Below are 15,378 nucleotides of genomic sequence, written 5' to 3'. Positions count from 1 at the left end.
GTGTACGGACACTTACGGAAAAATTGACGAAGCAGCCCTTTGGGATCTGCTTCTTTTTTTATCAATTTTTAGCTTGTTAGGGAGAACCCTAAGACCCCGAAATACACCTAAAGGAGGAAATACCTATGGCAAATAGAATACGAAACGAAAGACTTGAAATTAAACTAACTGAAGAAGAAAAGGCTCTTTTTGAAGAGAAAAGAAAACTTTCAAAGTGTAGAAATATGAGCCATTTTATTCGCAAATGCGTTTTGGAAAAGGAGATTTATCAGGTAGATTTAGAGCCTTTCCGGGATTTACAAGGCTTACTTTCCAATGCAACAAACAACATCAATCAGATTGCAAAGCGAGTAAATTCGACAGGCGTAATCTACAAAGAGGACATCAGTGATATAAAAAAAGAGATTGAACATTTCTCAAAAGAGCTGTGGCAAATTCATTCACTACTTCTGAAAAGAACATCTGAAACGGGAGGTGAATAATAATGGCTATTACAAAAATACACCCAATAAAATCAACGCTTAATCTTGCCATTGACTACATTGTAAATGGAGATAAAACAGACGAGCAGCTATTAGTAAGCACTCATAAATGCCACGAATCAACTGCTCATACACAATTTTTAAGGACACGAAATGACGCAGGAACAAAAGGAACCGTTCTTTCACGACATCTCATTCAATCATTTTTACCGGGAGAAACAAGTCCTGAATTGGATCACCAGATTGGTATGGAGCTGTGTAAAAAGATACTCAAAGATGAGTACGAATTTGTCTTATCTACTCACATAGATAAGGGACATATCCACAATCACATCATCTTTAATAATGTAAATATGGTAACAGGTAGGTGCTACCAGTCTAACAAGAAAAGCTATCATAGAATCCGTTATCAGAGCGATAAGTTATGCAAAGAAAATAACCTATCTGTCATTGACGAGTTTTACGAAAGCTATAAGAAAAAATATATGATTAACGGTAAATCTTGGTATGAAAACGAACAGGCAAAACATGGCACTTCTTGGAAAAGTAAGCTTCAATTTGACATTGATAGAATGATTAAACAGTCTAAGGATTGGGACGATTTTATAAAGACAATGGCTGATCTTGGCTATGAAATTAAGTATGGCAAACACATTGCTTTTAAACCGAAAGATAAGCCGAGATTTACAAGATCTAAAACAATCGGAGAAGATTATACTGAAGAAAGGTTAAAAGAACACATTGCAGAAATATCGTCTATTAAAACCCCTGCCGTCAAAAAACGCATTGGCAATGTTATTGATATGAACACAAATGTTAAAGTAAAAGAAAGCAAAGGCTATGAATATTGGGCAACCAAACATAACCTTCATACAATGGCTGAGTCTGTTATCTTCCTCAGAGAACAAGGTATTAAATCCGTTAAGCAACTTGATGAGTACATCCAAAAAGCAGCCGACGAAAGGCAAAATTTACAGGATAAAATCAAGGTTATTGATAAGGAAATGCTGTTGCTTTCTGCCACTATGGAACAAGTTAATACCGTTAAAAAATACAGGGCATACTACAAGGAATATAAGGCAAATTCGTCTGATAAGTCATTTTTTGAAGAGTACAAAGCTCAGATTACCCTATATGAAAATGCCCTTTCAGAACTAAAAAAATCCTATTCCAAGCTCCCAAATTCAAAGGATATTTTAGCTGAGCTTGATAAATTACAAGAAAAAAAGAATACCCTAATGCAAGAGTATTCTTCCTCAAAATCTACTATGGACGAGCTTTACAAGATACGAAAAAATTATGGAATTTATATGGGTAAGGAGATGGAGAGATAGTTTTCTATATTCTCTTCTCCCCCTACCTTGTCTGTTTAATCATACATTTAATTGCTTCATCAATATTGAAAACTGTACCTTTTCCATCTATCCATCTGTCCCAAAAATCAATAGTTGAACTTTTGGGCTCTTCCTTAGGTTTGTCTAAAATAATTTTAGTAGGTAATTTAATTGAATCTCCAATAACAATACATTCTCCAACATCAAGATTAGGTAATGTTTCAACCAAACCTACCAATGAATCAGTTAACATAGTTGCTACTGCCGATTTATCTCTATCATTCGTAATTTTCAAACTTATAATATTATTGCATTGAGATATGATAGTGGAATTTAGTTCTGCAGGTCTTTGAGAAACAATCACCAATGAAACACCATATTTTCTCCCCTCCTTAGAGATTTTTTCAAATATCTCCAGTGATTTGTTCTCAACCGCTTTCAATTTTGTTGTATCTCTCGGCATGTATAAGTGTGCTTCATCGCAAATGAAGGCTATAGGATGTCGAGTCTCATCTGTTTTAGGCGACATCCAAAATTGAACTTCATATACCAACCTTGTTACAATACCTATTATCATAGGTAACATATCTGATGGGACTTCTGATAAATCTATTACTTTTACTTTTTTATCTAGCCCCATTATTTTATCAATAAATTCTTTCAAATATTCAGCTCTTCCAGTGTTACTCTCATTAAATACAAACCCATATTTTTTATCGTCTATTTTTGTCTGTAATCTCGTAATGAGATTAGTTAGCTTGCCATAATATTGCCCCTGTTTTGTTTTTTCTTTTCCTTTATTTGGACCACTTTGAATAATATCACCTGTGAATTCTTCTTTTATATTTTCATCTTCTAAATAGTCTTTTAACCCTTTTGCTAAAAAAGGAATCGGAGTATCTGCTGTAATTATTTCAGAAGAAAATCCAGCCATATTGTCTTCAAGATACCTTTTCTTATGCTCTAAAATATATTTAATTACTGCAGCTCTTTGATTTGTAGATGTCCCTTCCGAAGATTCAATAAATAAAGAATGAATTTCTTCATAATTAAAAAACCACAAAGGAATATGTAATCCATCCTCAGAGTCACAAATTTTTATTTGTTCAGCATAACTTAATTCATTGTATTCACCATGCAAATCAAAAACAATTAAATTAGCATGTTCCAACTCATTCGCCTTCTCAAGAATATTTGCTACAGTAAAAGATTTTCCACTTCCAGTACTACCCACTATGGTTGCGTGTCTTTGAAAAAATCTATTTCCATCCAAAATTGCTTCAACCGTTTTATTACTTGCATATTTGCCAATGATTAATCTTTTTTCTGAAGATATCTCATTTTCAAGAGAGTTCATAATAATAGAGAGTGCTTTACCATCTGCCAAATAAACCTTGCTATTGATTTCAGGGTAAGTATTCACCGCTCTTTTAAAAATATTTTGTTTAGTTGAAGACAGTTTTTTATAAAAGGTACCTACTAAAGTTATATTACAAAAGTTAAATGAATACTCTTGTTCTTCAGTTTCTTCATCATCGATGTCAATTCTCTTTTTACTTACTCTAGTTACTATTCCAATTAGTTTTTCATCTGCATTATTTCCAGATAAAACAACTATATCATTTATTTTTAACCTATTTAAAATTTCTTCCTTTTCTACTGATACAGATACTTTCTTGGTATCAACATTTTGAACAACTCCAATTTCTTGATTTAAATAATTTTGAATATCTTCCATAATTTCCTCCTACCCTAAAAAAGTTTCTGAAAATACATTTATATCCCACAATTCCTTATTTATATTATATTTTTTGCCTTTATATACCATATAATTTCCTTCTTCTGTATTTTCTTCTTTATCTTCATATTTATAAAATAAAGTCCAGTTTTCGTTTTTCATTGCTCTATCTAAAAATGATTTTTTAATAGTCCTTGTCAAGACAACCACATCCTTTTGAGTATCCTCGAATACTGTATTAAAATGCTGGTCATTGAATCCATATCCATAAATAAATATAGAAAAATTCTTTTTAGAGTCTGTTATCAATTCATTAAAAATTTCCCTATGACATCTAAAAATACCGTTAATCATTCCTGACTTATATTTCATACTGCCTGGTGTAATAATATCTATATAGCACTTGTTATCTTTTAGTAACTTATAATCATTAATCTGATATTCTCTCTCATTCTTTTTTATCCAATTAACTGATCCATGTGGCTTAAATAATCTTACTAAAGGAACGCTTTTAGAAAAAAAATCATAAGGTTGTTTTAGTATATTTTCATTAAAAGTTTGATACATATTCCCCGAAAATCCTAATGTAGTTGATAGTTTTAATTTATCACAAATTAGTTCTATAATTCTGTCATAATTAGGAGTCATTATATCGATTACTTGATTATTTACACTTACAGTTCCCAATAAGTACTTTAATAATTTTTCAAATCCGGAAATTTCATTTAATATATCACGATGCTGATTATATTCTTCATCTAAAATAAATTCACTCGTTATCTCTCGAATTATTTCCACAAACGATTCTTCACTTATTGAAACATCTAATAAGGCTGCTTCTAATCCTTCATCTTTGATCTTCCCCTTATATTTGTTCCACTGCTTCTGTAACTCTAAATCACCGATACTTTCAAACGATTCCCCCAATTTTTCAGCCAATTTTGACATTCCCGGAATATTCATTGCAATAGAAAGCCCTGTTCCAACTATTAATTTGGGGAAATTTACACCTGATAGGTATCGTTCCTTAATATCCATAAATATTGGTTCAAATTCTTCACTATCTATATTCATCACTACACTCCATAATTTCTTCAATACCACAATCCAAAGTATTGCAAATTCTAAGTAAAACATCCGTCGTTATATTCTGCCCATTCTTCATTTTGTAAAATGTGCTTTTACTTATTTTTGCCTTTTCCATCAATTCATTATTTGTCATATCTAAATCAATAAGTTTTTTGAATAGTCTTTTATAGCTAAATACTCTCATCTATATTATTATCCCCTGTAATTACATTTAGAGTTACATATGGTTCTTTTAGTTTAATAAAACTATCTAATTTTGTTCTTCTGCCAAGATATAAAAAATCCATAATATCATTAAATTCTTTTATTTCTTCACTATCCTCATCTATAATTCCATATTGCTTGTAATACGGCAATGCACTTTCAAAGTCAATATACAAATGACCTTTCGAATCTATTTCATTTCCAATTTTCATAATTTTATCAATACACAACTCATACATATTTTTATAAGGCGAATTAAATCTAATTAGCTTTGCAAATTCTATCCCTTTATTTTCTGCAATCTCATTAAATGCTTTATCTGACATTACATCTAAATTAATCAAGTTGTTTTTTTCAGCTTCAATCCATCTGATTGCTTCTTCTTTATCAAATGCTTTAACAATAGCTAATGCCAATCTATCAATAACATGAATGTTATTTGGATATTTGCTGTATAAAAATATTAGCACCTTATATCGTACTATTGGGGGTAATAATGAAAATGACTGTAAAACATCACTTCTTGATCCAAATTCATAAGTTTCAAAATAATTTATAAGCATGAATGAAAGCATATCCAAAAGCTTATCCACAATTTTATCAAATTCATCAGATGTAACCTCTTCTAAATACTCAGTATGTGTAAATTTATTACCATCCTGTCTAATATTCTCTAATGCTTCTTTTAAAAATTCACTATTGTTGAGAGCATCAAGTTTTTTAGATATTTCATTTGCACCAATAGTCATCTTTTTGCTTGGGTTAATATCTAAAATTTTTCTCACTATCACTTCTGCATACTGGCGAATGGTAGCAATTTTATTCCGATTAGATGTCTCCGAATAAAAAATATCCCCCATTAAATCTTTTGCTAAAATTTGATATTTTTCATTATCAAATTTTTTCATTCAACAACCTCCTTTCAAGAAAACTTTATTTAGTATATTATACCATAAAATATACTTATTTCATAAATATATTCTCTTTTATCGAACTCTCGCAAATAAAAAAGAGTCGGTGCAGTCCTAAGACCACACCAACCATAAGTTTATCTCTCTGCTTCTTTGCTTGCTTCTTTCTTTTTTTTGGCTTTTCCTTATCTTCAGCCTGATATTTTTTGATAGCTCCAAGTACAGATTCTTTCTTTTCCTCCTGTCCTTTCATTTGTTCCTTTGCCTTTAAGAGTTTTGAAGAAAGTATCCTTACATTGCTATGCTCCTTACCGTTATCATCAATGGAAGTTCTAATTTGTCCAAAGAGCTTAACAAAATCTCCCTGCTTAAAGTCCTTTGGAATATCACTCTTTTCTCCATAAGCGGAGCAGTTGTGATACACCTTATTACCCTCATCATCTTTGGATACAACAGAGAAATTTGCCACCTTAAAGGCTTCTCCGTTTTTGTTTTCTCTCTCAATAACATCAACCTTGCCGACAACATTTCCAACGATATTTATAAGGTTATCTTTCTCTTCCTGAACATAAGGTAGGTCTTTTATCTGTCCCTGTTCTCTTAAATCCTCAATCATATAGTCAAATTCCTCATGTAGCAAATTAAGGCTGTCATTGTCCATATAAGCGTCATAGAGCTTGTCTAAAGCACTTTCATCATTGATACCTTTTTCCATGCTTATAATCGCCTTCATAAAGTCCTTGTGGTTATCATTTACCATATCTTCAATTTTATCTCTTATTGTTTTGTAATCCATATTTTTATCTCCCTTCATGGTAAAGGGGAGGTTTACCCTCCCCTTATCTTAAAAATTCCTGTTCTTTTGTAGTGTGTTTTTCTTCCGTTTTACTTTCTTCCTGATAAGCTCTTATCTGTCCTAAAATAGATGGCTTATCCTCTGTTTTTTGCGTAGCTTCCTCTTTAGTATGCAGGTTATCCTCCACATCATAGGTTGACTCAAAATAATCACTGTCCTTAAAGTCATTGTCATATCTATCAGGAATACCGTCATTATCGAGGTCTTTTGCAAGCGGATCATAGAAGTTTCCTTCATCATCAATGTCCAGTCCGAGAGCTGCCTTTAAGTCCTCGGAATCCACATAGACTAAATCTTCAAAAGAGGATAGCTCTATTTCATTTTTCATATTCCTTAGAGCTTCATTTTCTCCCTTGTTTTCATAGTCGAAGCTCTCTGTTTTGATTGGAGTATCATCAATATACTGTGTCCATGTTTTAGCTTCTAAATTAAGCTCATATTGGATGCCGTGTCTTTCGTCAGGTGTATTGGTATAGGCGATGCCGATGTGCTTTAAGTCAGGATATAGAGTATCAAACTCATCATAACTATGGTTTTCTTCATATTCTCTGTTGCAAAAGTCTATGATAGCTCTTTTTACATCTTCCACAAGAGGATTGTCATTTCTCTTTTCTTCCACTTCTCCCATATCAAGGAGCTTATTTAACTCAGCAAGCCTTAGTATCTTAGACTTTAATTCTTCCGCTTTTTCAAATGGCTTTTTTAATTCTTCTTTAGCATTTTCCAGTTGTTCCTTTGTGCTGATGAGTTTTTCTTCAAGTCTCTTTAATTTCTCAGGTATTTTCTCAAGAGCATTATCAAGTCTTGTGATATTACCATCTGCACTTGTTCCAAGCTCTCCTGAATGCTTTGCAGCACCGTTTAAGCTGAAGTTATGCTCATTGGTGAAGAAGTTGTAACTTACCTCTAAATCCATATTTCGATACTTACCTATAACCTTGCTTTCATTGATTTTTACTTTAGAAATAGCTTCAAGCAGCTTTTCTCTGGCTAATTTCTTATCGGTAATCTTTTCTCCCGCAATGGTAATGGAAGTAAACTTTTCCTCACCTTCCGCTTTAGGCTCTACACTTACTATATCTTTCTTAACAGCTTCAATTAGTTTTTCTGTTCTTGCGATTTCTTCCGGATAGTTTTTAGCAACCTTATCCTCTAATCTGTAACGGTTGGACTTATAGTTTGCTTCAAGCATTTTAAGTTTTGTAACCTCATTATCCAAATCCATCTTTTCCTTGATTTTCGGATCACCTGTAGCAAGGGCTTTAATCTCTGCATAGTTTAAGCTGCTTTCGTCCACATCTTCCGCCACTCTTACAGGTGTTTTACTTGTCATAATCTGAGAAATGAACTTCTGTTTATTCTCGATGGTCTGCCAAAGGTACGCATCAAAGGTATTCTCCGTTACATATCTGTATATGCTGACTTCTTTGTTTTCATTTCCCTGTCTTACAATTCTACCCGCACGCTGCTCTAAATCCGCAGGACGCCAAGGGACATCGAGGTCATGAAGTGCAATCAGTTTGTTCTGCACATTCGTGCCTGCTCCCATTTTCTGAGTTGAACCAAGTAATATCCTCACATCTCCCTTACGCACCTTTGCAAATAGCTCGTCCTTTTGCTTATCGGAACCTGCTTCATGGATAAAGGCGATTTCTTCTTTCGGAATTCCCATTGCAACGAGTTTTTCTCTGATGTCATCGTAAATGTTAAATTCTCCATCGCCTTTCGGTGTGGACATATCGGAAAATAGAAGCTGTGTTGACCTATCTTCTTTTGTCTTATCCCAAATGGCAAACACATTTTTCACGCATATATTGACCTTGCTATCAGGATTGTCAGCAAGCAATGGATTGATTAAACGCTGATCTAAAGCAAGTTTCTTACCGTCATTGGTAATTTTCAGCATATTATCTTCATCAGGTTCTACCACTCTGTTTCTGACATCATCAGCTCTTTCGGATAAGCTCTTTAGGATTTCCTTTTGCTCCTCACTTGGCAAAGTCTTAATCACTTCATATTGTGCTTCCGGTGTTGGAAGATTGAGCATATCTGCTGTTTGAATATCTGCAACTTCCTTAAACATACTCATTAGCTCCGGAAGATTATAGAACTTTGAAAATCTTGTCTTAACTCTGTACCCCGTTCCCTCCGGAGATAATTCAAAGGCAGACTGTGTTTCACCAAATGTAGATGCCCAGCTATCAAAATGCTCTAAATTATTCTTTTTAAGACTTTCATACTGAAGATAACGCTGCATTGTATAAAGTTCCGTCATGGAATTTGATACAGGAGTTCCTGTGGCAAATACAATACCTTTTCCACCCGTCATTTCATCCATATATCTACACTTCATAAACATATCGGATGACTTAAATGCTTCAGACTGACCAATACCTGCTACATTTCTCATTTTTGTGTAGAGATAGAGATTTTTGTAATTGTGTGCTTCATCGATAAAGAGCTTATCAACGCCTAATTCCTCAAAAGTAATGACATCGTCTTTCTTAAAATCATCATTTAATTTTTCAAGCCTTGTTTCCAGTTTTTTCTTGGTCTTTTCAAGCTGCTTTACCGTAAAGTTCTGATTTCTATCATGCTTATATTCCTCAACATAGTTGATGATTTCATCAATCTGATCCTGAATGTGTTTTTCCTGATATTCTTTACTCATCGGAATTTTTTCAAATTGCGTATGCCCAATTACAACCGCATCATATTCACCAGTAGCAATTCTTCCTATGAACCTTTTTCTATTTTTCGGCTCAAAATCTTTTTTATCTGCAACCATAATATTAGCCGACGGATACAGCTGCATAAATTCTCTCCCTATTTGACCTGTTAGATGGTTCGGTACAACAAAGAGTGATTTACTGCACATTCCAAGCCTTTTACTTTCCATTGCGGAAGCCACCATTTCAAAGGTCTTTCCGCTACCAACCACATGGGCAAGAAGCGTATTTCCTCCATACAAACTTCTTGCAATAGCATTTTTCTGATGAGGTCTAAGCTCTATTTTAGTATTCATTCCCTCAAAGGATAAATTGCTTCCGTCATATTCTCTGTTACGAATAGAGTTAAAACGCTCATTATACAATTTTACAAGTCTGTTTCTTCTTTCCTGATCGTTAAATATCCAGTTCTTAAATTCTTCTTTTAGAAGCTCTTGTTTCTGCCCTGCAAGTAAGGTTTCTTTTTTATTTAGCACAGAAGTTTTTGAGCCATCAGGATTTACAATCTGATCAAATACCTTTGTTTCTTTAAGATTTAAGGCGTCTTCAATCAACTTATAGGCACTTACTCTACTTGTACCGTAAGTCATTTCAGCAAGGTCATTTCCTCTGTCTTTGCTTTTTCCCTCAATATTCCATTCGCTTGTGAGATTTGAAAATTTAACCTTAATATCCCATCTTGCCCAGCCCGGAGTTTTCAGTGTTTCAAAGATAAACTTTTCTATATCTTTTATCGGTATCCAAGTAGCACCAAGCCTTACATTGATTTCACTTGCTTCAAGCTCCTTTGGTAAAACTTTTGTAAGCTCTGCCTTTTGGTATTCCAATCGGTTCATCTCATAGCTTATCAGCTCTTTTTCTTTGCCATCTTCCGCATAGCCAAGATGAGGCAGCTCTCTTTCCGTTTGTCTAAGTTTTGACAGATAACTGTCAACAATCGCAATCTTTTCTCTGATATTTCCTGATAGGTACTCATCTTTTGTTACATAGCCATATTTATAGGAATTGCTGTCATTTGCACAGGCAAAAGGTAAATCCCCATCTTCGAGGTTAAAGGATAACGGTCTATAAAAGTTTTGTTCTTCCCTGATGTTTAAGTAAATTTCTCCTCTAAGTTCTTCTATCAAAGTAGATCTGTCTTTTCCTGTAAGACTTCCCATATAGTCAAAATCCACATAACCTTTTTCAGACATAGATAACACAAGAGCTTCAAGGGAAGTGTCTACATGGTCGATTGTCTTTGCCTTTGTGATTGTTCTTTTTGAAAAAATATCTCCCTTTGCCTTAAAGTTTTCTTCTTCATCAAGGATTTCTATTGAAGATACAAGCGGGAAGTTGCTATCTTCTTTTAAGGCTCTGGTGTTAGAAAGGTTATTTACATACCCATGCTTTTTAGAAAAACTGTCATAGACTTCATTTAGCTTCTCTTGAGCTTTCCTTACTTCATCATCGGAAAAATCTTCCTTTTGCTTGTAGATTACATCTTTTAGAGCATCATTTAACTCAAGATAATCCTTAATCTTTTCCTTATTTTTCTCCGTTACTTCCTTCTTTACGAAAAGTGAGTTTTCTCTGTAATATACTTCATCATCAATAATGGTATAGGAGAAATTCTTGACATCATCTGTTGCAGGTATTGTGCTGATTTCATCGTCAAGTAGCTCTATTTCTTCATACTTTGCATCTTTAGAGATTTCTTCACTTGCTTTTGTAAGTAATTCCTTTAAGTTAGCATTTTCTTTTGGAAGGCAAGCTATCATATTTCCAAATCTTCCGAGTACTTCCTCCATACTTCCAAGCACCATCTCAGGATGATCCACAAAGTATTTATTGTAGGTAAGTCCGTTTTTATCTTCAGATAGATGTATCCAGTCCTCATCCCTTTCTCTAATACTATCTCTTTTCTTTAGGAAAATAATGTCCGATGTTACTTCCGTTCCGGCAACACCCTTAAAGGTATCATTTGGAAGTCTGATAGCTCCTAAAAACTCTGTTCTTGCTGCAAGGTAGCGTCTGACACTTTCGTCCTTTTTATCCATTGTTCCGCTTGATGTAATAAAGGCGATAACACCACCATTTCTTACTTTATCAATGGATTTCGCAAAGAAGTAGTCATGAATCAAGAAGTTATTTTTGTTATACTCCCTGTCATTTACCTTATATTCTCCAAAGGGGATATTACCGATAACTGCATCAAAGAAGTTATTGGAAAAGGTAGTTTCTTCAAATCCCTTAATTTGCACTTCACTTTCAGGATATAAGAGTTTTCCAATTCGACCGCTTACTGAGTCAAGCTCTACACCGTAAAACTTCAACTTACTCATTTCATCTGGAAGATTTCCTATAAAGTTTCCAACTCCCATACTTGGTTCTAAGATATTTCCGCTCTTAAATCCCATACCGGAAAGTGTCTTATATACGATGTAAATAACTGTTTTAGGTGTATAAAAGGCTGTTAAGGTAGATTCTCTTGCAGCTTCATATTCAGATGGTGATAGATTTTCCTTTAAGAAACTTCTTGCAGCTTCCCATTGTCCCTCTTTACTTTCATCAAACACATCAGCAAGTCCGCCCCAGCCTACATATTTCGCTAAAACTTCCTGAGCTGTACTGTCAAGCTCTCTTTGTCCACTCTCTACACGATTAAGCATGGAAATTGCTTCAAGGTTGTTATTCAGTCTCTCACTTGGAGATAACTTTTCCGGGAGCGTTTCTTCTGTGATTTTGAAGTTATGAGCATCAGCTTTCTTTATTTCTACTTCCTCAATAGTCTTTTCAGGGTTCGTATAGGTTATATTTTGAAATACCCTCTCAAGGTCGCTTTCAAGATGATAAGGGATTACATCGGAGCCTGTTATCATACCGCCAAGATATTCGGTATTGTCCTTAACCGTTACTGTCTTTAGATTATTTCCCATATCATCAAAGCGTGTGATGGTATAGTTTTTGTCCTTATATTTAACTTCATCACCAACAATAAAATTCGGTCTTTCAAGGCTTATCTGCTTTAATAAGTCCCCATTATCTTCAAAGGCTATAATCGGGATTTGACGATTTCCACTTCTTACCGGATCAAGCCATAAATCATTTCTTCCTGTGATTTGATTTTTAGCAATCTCCCTTACAGTGTATTCTTCATGGTTGAAATAGACTGTATCACCTTCTTTAACTGTAAATTCATCGGTAAGGCTTTCCTTTTCTTCATTAAGCTCTACTTCTTCTCTTTCTTTGAGGTAATCAAATAGCGTTCCTTGAACAGGTGTTGCAGCTATTCTTTCTTCTACTTCTTCAGGTGCTTCAAGCTCTGTTTCTTCTTCAAAACTAAGTTCTCCGTTAAATACCGATTGAAGCTCCTGCTCATCCATCTGCTTGACAAGCTCTGTATTTTTAAGTTCTCTAAAGGTCTTTGGAAAATCTTCTAAAATAAGCCTCTGGGCATTTAATTCTTTCAACTCTTCAATACTGAAATATCCCCATTCAGGTTCAATCCCAAGTACAAGTCCAAAGGCATCTCCACTTTCTCTATCATACTCCGTCATATACCAAGTCCAATTACTTCTAAACGGAATGATATATGCAGCATGAACCTCTTTATCTGCTAAAGCGACATCTTCCTGTGCATAAAGCTCAGGCACTCTTTCAAGCATTTCATCAGTCATTAAGTTTTCAGGATCATCTTTAGAATAATATTGTGGTTCTTTTGCTTCTTCTATCTCTGAATTACCTTCTATTTTTTCCTCAAGATAAAGATTTTTAGAAAGCAGCTCATCAATATGCTTTGCCACACTTGACCAAGTAAGAAAAACATCACTGCAATCTTTCTTCTGTAATTTAAGTCCCTTAGCATCGTGCCATTCATCACTTCCCATTGCCCCTGAAACAGCATGAGAGCTTCCCCCGATGCCATACTCATCTTTTAGGAAATTAGCTTTTTCTTGAAGCGTATGGTTTTCTTTGAAGAATTTGGTGATTCGCTCTTTTCCCTTATCTATTCCGCTTCCTCTTGAAAGCGTAGAAAGAACTTCGTCATCTGTAATAAATGGCTTTACTTTAGGAAGCTCTATCAGATTGGTACTATATTCCTTTCGTGGCAGCTCAAGTTCCTGTAATCTCTGATAAAGGCTATCTACCTTGTGGTAGTGAAATCTTAGTACATCTCTATTTTCTTTATATCCTGCTAAAAACCTGCTGTATTCTTTGATTGTTTCTTTCAGATACTCAGGATTTTTTAATGCCTCAGACAATTTTTTCGTTTCTTCCGGAAAGCCACCACCTCTTTCTATAAAATCAAAATATCCCTGTGCTTTTCCTTCTTCGCTTAAATCGTGATATAGATACCATAGGGATTCTGAAATTCTATCTCTTTCATAATCAAGGGATTCAGAAAGTTCTACATTTGTGGCAAACTCTCCGGTTTCCAAAAGCTCATTTATCCTACTTGCTGCATCATTCCAGCTTAAAATTTGCGTATCATCTTCTCTTGCTGAAGTCCCATAAGCTAAATAAATGCCTTTATCCGAATACCAGGAAGATGCCTCTCTTTCATCAATGTAAAATCCGTTTCCACCCCCAAAGGTATCTTTGAGGTATTCTCCTAATTCTTCATTGCTCTTTCCTTTGGAAAACTCTGATATAACGGGAAGCCTACCACCATCATGGTTTCCTCCGTTAATAAGGATAGTGTCTATGTCTTTCTGATTAAGAGGAATAGTAAGCCTCATCTGTCCATAAGAATTTTCAGGCAAAGAAAAAGAAGCCTTATCAGCTTCTCTTATCTCTGCTTCAGTATTTTCTTTTAGATTTCCACGATTTCCTTGACGGTCATCTCTTTCAGTGCTGAAATCATCGCCCCATACTGTGGATTGTTCTCGTCCTCTATCTTCCAAGCTGTCATCAGTTTCGGCTTTTCCGTTCTCATAAAGTCTATCGCTTGTTTCTGAATATCCATCAGGTGTCCTGTCAGCTTCTTCTCCTTGTATAGATCTACCAACATCTCGAAGTGGCTCTGCTCCTCGCTCTGTGAAAGGTAAGTGAGCCTCATCACTGCGTATATCGGATTCGGAAATTCTTTCATGAAGTCCGTCTGTTCCTCCAAGCTGTTCAGCGTATTCTCCCTGATTTTCTCTATTATCTCGTCCGTACTCTCCATTTCGGAGAACTCGCTCATTTTCATTTCTTTTCTGATCATCTCGTCGAAGTACATTTTCTTCTACCTCCTCAATTTCTTCTCTAATCTTATTATATCCTGCTTCTTTACCTCTTAAAACTTCTTTATCAAGCTCTTTACTTTTCTGAATGGTTGCATCAATAATCTTTCCGCTAATATCCGATATGGTTTCGCCAAGACTCATAAGGGAAATACTATCAAGTCTTTCAAAATTCTCTCTTAGAAGTTCGTTATCTATCGGATAGTCTACCTTAAATCTTGAAGCAACTGCATAGCTTATTGAGTCCCTCACAAACTTGGTAAAAGATATTCTATCCTCATCCGCTATTCTAAGATCATTCATAAGGCTATCTATCTTTTCATCTCCGTAAAGCCTGCTTAAAGAAAAGATATTTTCTAAGATACTTTCACTTTCCTCATAGCCCTCACTTGTTATCATTTCCTTTAGGACATCCTTATGAACTTCTTTGTCAAACTTCCAAAGATTTACTTCATTGACATCTCTGTTTCTTGAAACTGTCTGACCTATATCAAAGATATAGGTCACCTTCTTGTATGTGCCGTAGTCCTCTAAAATTGGGATACCCTTTTGTCCTCTCATAACGGTACGGTTAAAGCGTTCCCTCCAATAGTCGAACTTGGCACAGGCTGTCGCTTCAGGATTTCTATCATAGATACTTAACTGACTTCTAAAGTCGTATCTTTGATTGTTTCCGACAACCTTTAAAAGCTTCAGGTATTCTGCTTCACTTTGCAAAATATCCAGTTTTACAAGTTCCAAAATATTATGAAAATCATTTATTCGCATTTTTACCTCCTTCTTTTTTACATGAAAAAGACGATAGATGTTCTCTACCGTCTATGCCCA

Annotated in this window: 7 protein-coding genes and 1 pseudogene; 2 read left to right on the top strand and 6 right to left on the bottom strand. The window is 34.7% G+C overall.

Annotated elements, in window-relative coordinates:
- Window positions 1-125 precede the first annotated feature (125 nt).
- Window positions 126-482: a plasmid mobilization protein gene (locus EL079_RS01680; protein WP_018543534.1), complete on the top strand. Its 357-nt coding sequence runs from the start codon at window positions 126-128 to the stop codon at window positions 480-482.
- Window positions 483-484: 2 nt separating this feature from the next.
- On the top strand, window positions 485-1,816 hold the full coding sequence (locus EL079_RS01675; RefSeq protein WP_004224826.1) for a relaxase/mobilization nuclease domain-containing protein: 1,332 nt from the start codon (window positions 485-487) through the stop codon (window positions 1,814-1,816).
- Window positions 1,817-1,838: 22 nt separating this feature from the next.
- On the opposite strand, the gene EL079_RS01670 is transcribed toward EL079_RS01675, so the two are convergent.
- The 6 genes and pseudogenes from EL079_RS01670 to EL079_RS01645 all read right to left on the bottom strand — a co-directional run bounded on the left by EL079_RS01670 (window position 1,839) and on the right by EL079_RS01645 (window position 15,318).
- A complete protein-coding gene (locus EL079_RS01670) occupies window positions 1,839-3,554 on the bottom strand; it encodes an ATP-binding protein (RefSeq protein WP_004224839.1) in 1,716 nt (571 codons plus the stop codon).
- A gap of 9 nt (window positions 3,555-3,563) precedes the next feature.
- On the bottom strand, window positions 3,564-4,628 hold the full coding sequence (locus EL079_RS01665; protein WP_018543535.1) for an SIR2 family protein: 1,065 nt from the start codon (window positions 4,626-4,628) through the stop codon (window positions 3,564-3,566).
- Window positions 4,615-4,827 (bottom strand): helix-turn-helix domain-containing protein, encoded by a 213-nt coding sequence (locus tag EL079_RS01660; RefSeq protein ID WP_003033056.1) that lies wholly within the window; start codon window positions 4,825-4,827, stop codon window positions 4,615-4,617. The genes EL079_RS01665 and EL079_RS01660 overlap by 14 nt, the downstream gene beginning before the upstream one ends.
- Window positions 4,814-5,755 carry a hypothetical protein gene (locus EL079_RS01655; RefSeq protein WP_018543536.1) on the bottom strand — a complete coding sequence of 314 codons (942 nt, stop codon included), beginning with the start codon at window positions 5,753-5,755 and terminating at the stop codon, window positions 4,814-4,816. The genes EL079_RS01660 and EL079_RS01655 overlap by 14 nt, the downstream gene beginning before the upstream one ends.
- A gap of 140 nt (window positions 5,756-5,895) precedes the next feature.
- Window positions 5,896-6,554, bottom strand: a pseudogene (locus tag EL079_RS01650) (DNA-binding protein).
- Window positions 6,555-6,597: 43 nt separating this feature from the next.
- A complete protein-coding gene (locus tag EL079_RS01645) occupies window positions 6,598-15,318 on the bottom strand; it encodes a helicase-related protein (RefSeq protein WP_004224837.1) in 8,721 nt (2,906 codons plus the stop codon).
- Window positions 15,319-15,378: the final 60 nt, after the last annotated feature.

It is taken from the genome of Streptococcus anginosus (assembly GCF_900636475.1).
GTDB classification, from domain to species: Bacteria; Bacillota; Bacilli; order Lactobacillales; family Streptococcaceae; genus Streptococcus; species Streptococcus anginosus.
This window is presented reverse-complemented; position numbering and strand designations above follow the sequence as displayed.

Bases quoted from the DNA above. Each gene is read 5' to 3' on its own strand.
- EL079_RS01675 (WP_004224826.1), top strand. From the start codon at position 485: ATGGCTATTACAAAAATACACCCAATAAAATCAACGCTTAATCTTGCC.
- EL079_RS01660 (WP_003033056.1), bottom strand. From the start codon at position 4,827: ATGAGAGTATTTAGCTATAAAAGACTATTCAAAAAACTTATTGATTTA.
- EL079_RS01655 (WP_018543536.1), bottom strand. From the start codon at position 5,755: ATGAAAAAATTTGATAATGAAAAATATCAAATTTTAGCAAAAGATTTA.
- EL079_RS01670 (WP_004224839.1), bottom strand. From the start codon at position 3,554: ATGGAAGATATTCAAAATTATTTAAATCAAGAAATTGGAGTTGTTCAA.
- EL079_RS01645 (WP_004224837.1), bottom strand. From the start codon at position 15,318: ATGCGAATAAATGATTTTCATAATATTTTGGAACTTGTAAAACTGGAT.
- EL079_RS01680 (WP_018543534.1), top strand. From the start codon at position 126: ATGGCAAATAGAATACGAAACGAAAGACTTGAAATTAAACTAACTGAA.
- EL079_RS01665 (WP_018543535.1), bottom strand. From the start codon at position 4,628: ATGAATATAGATAGTGAAGAATTTGAACCAATATTTATGGATATTAAG.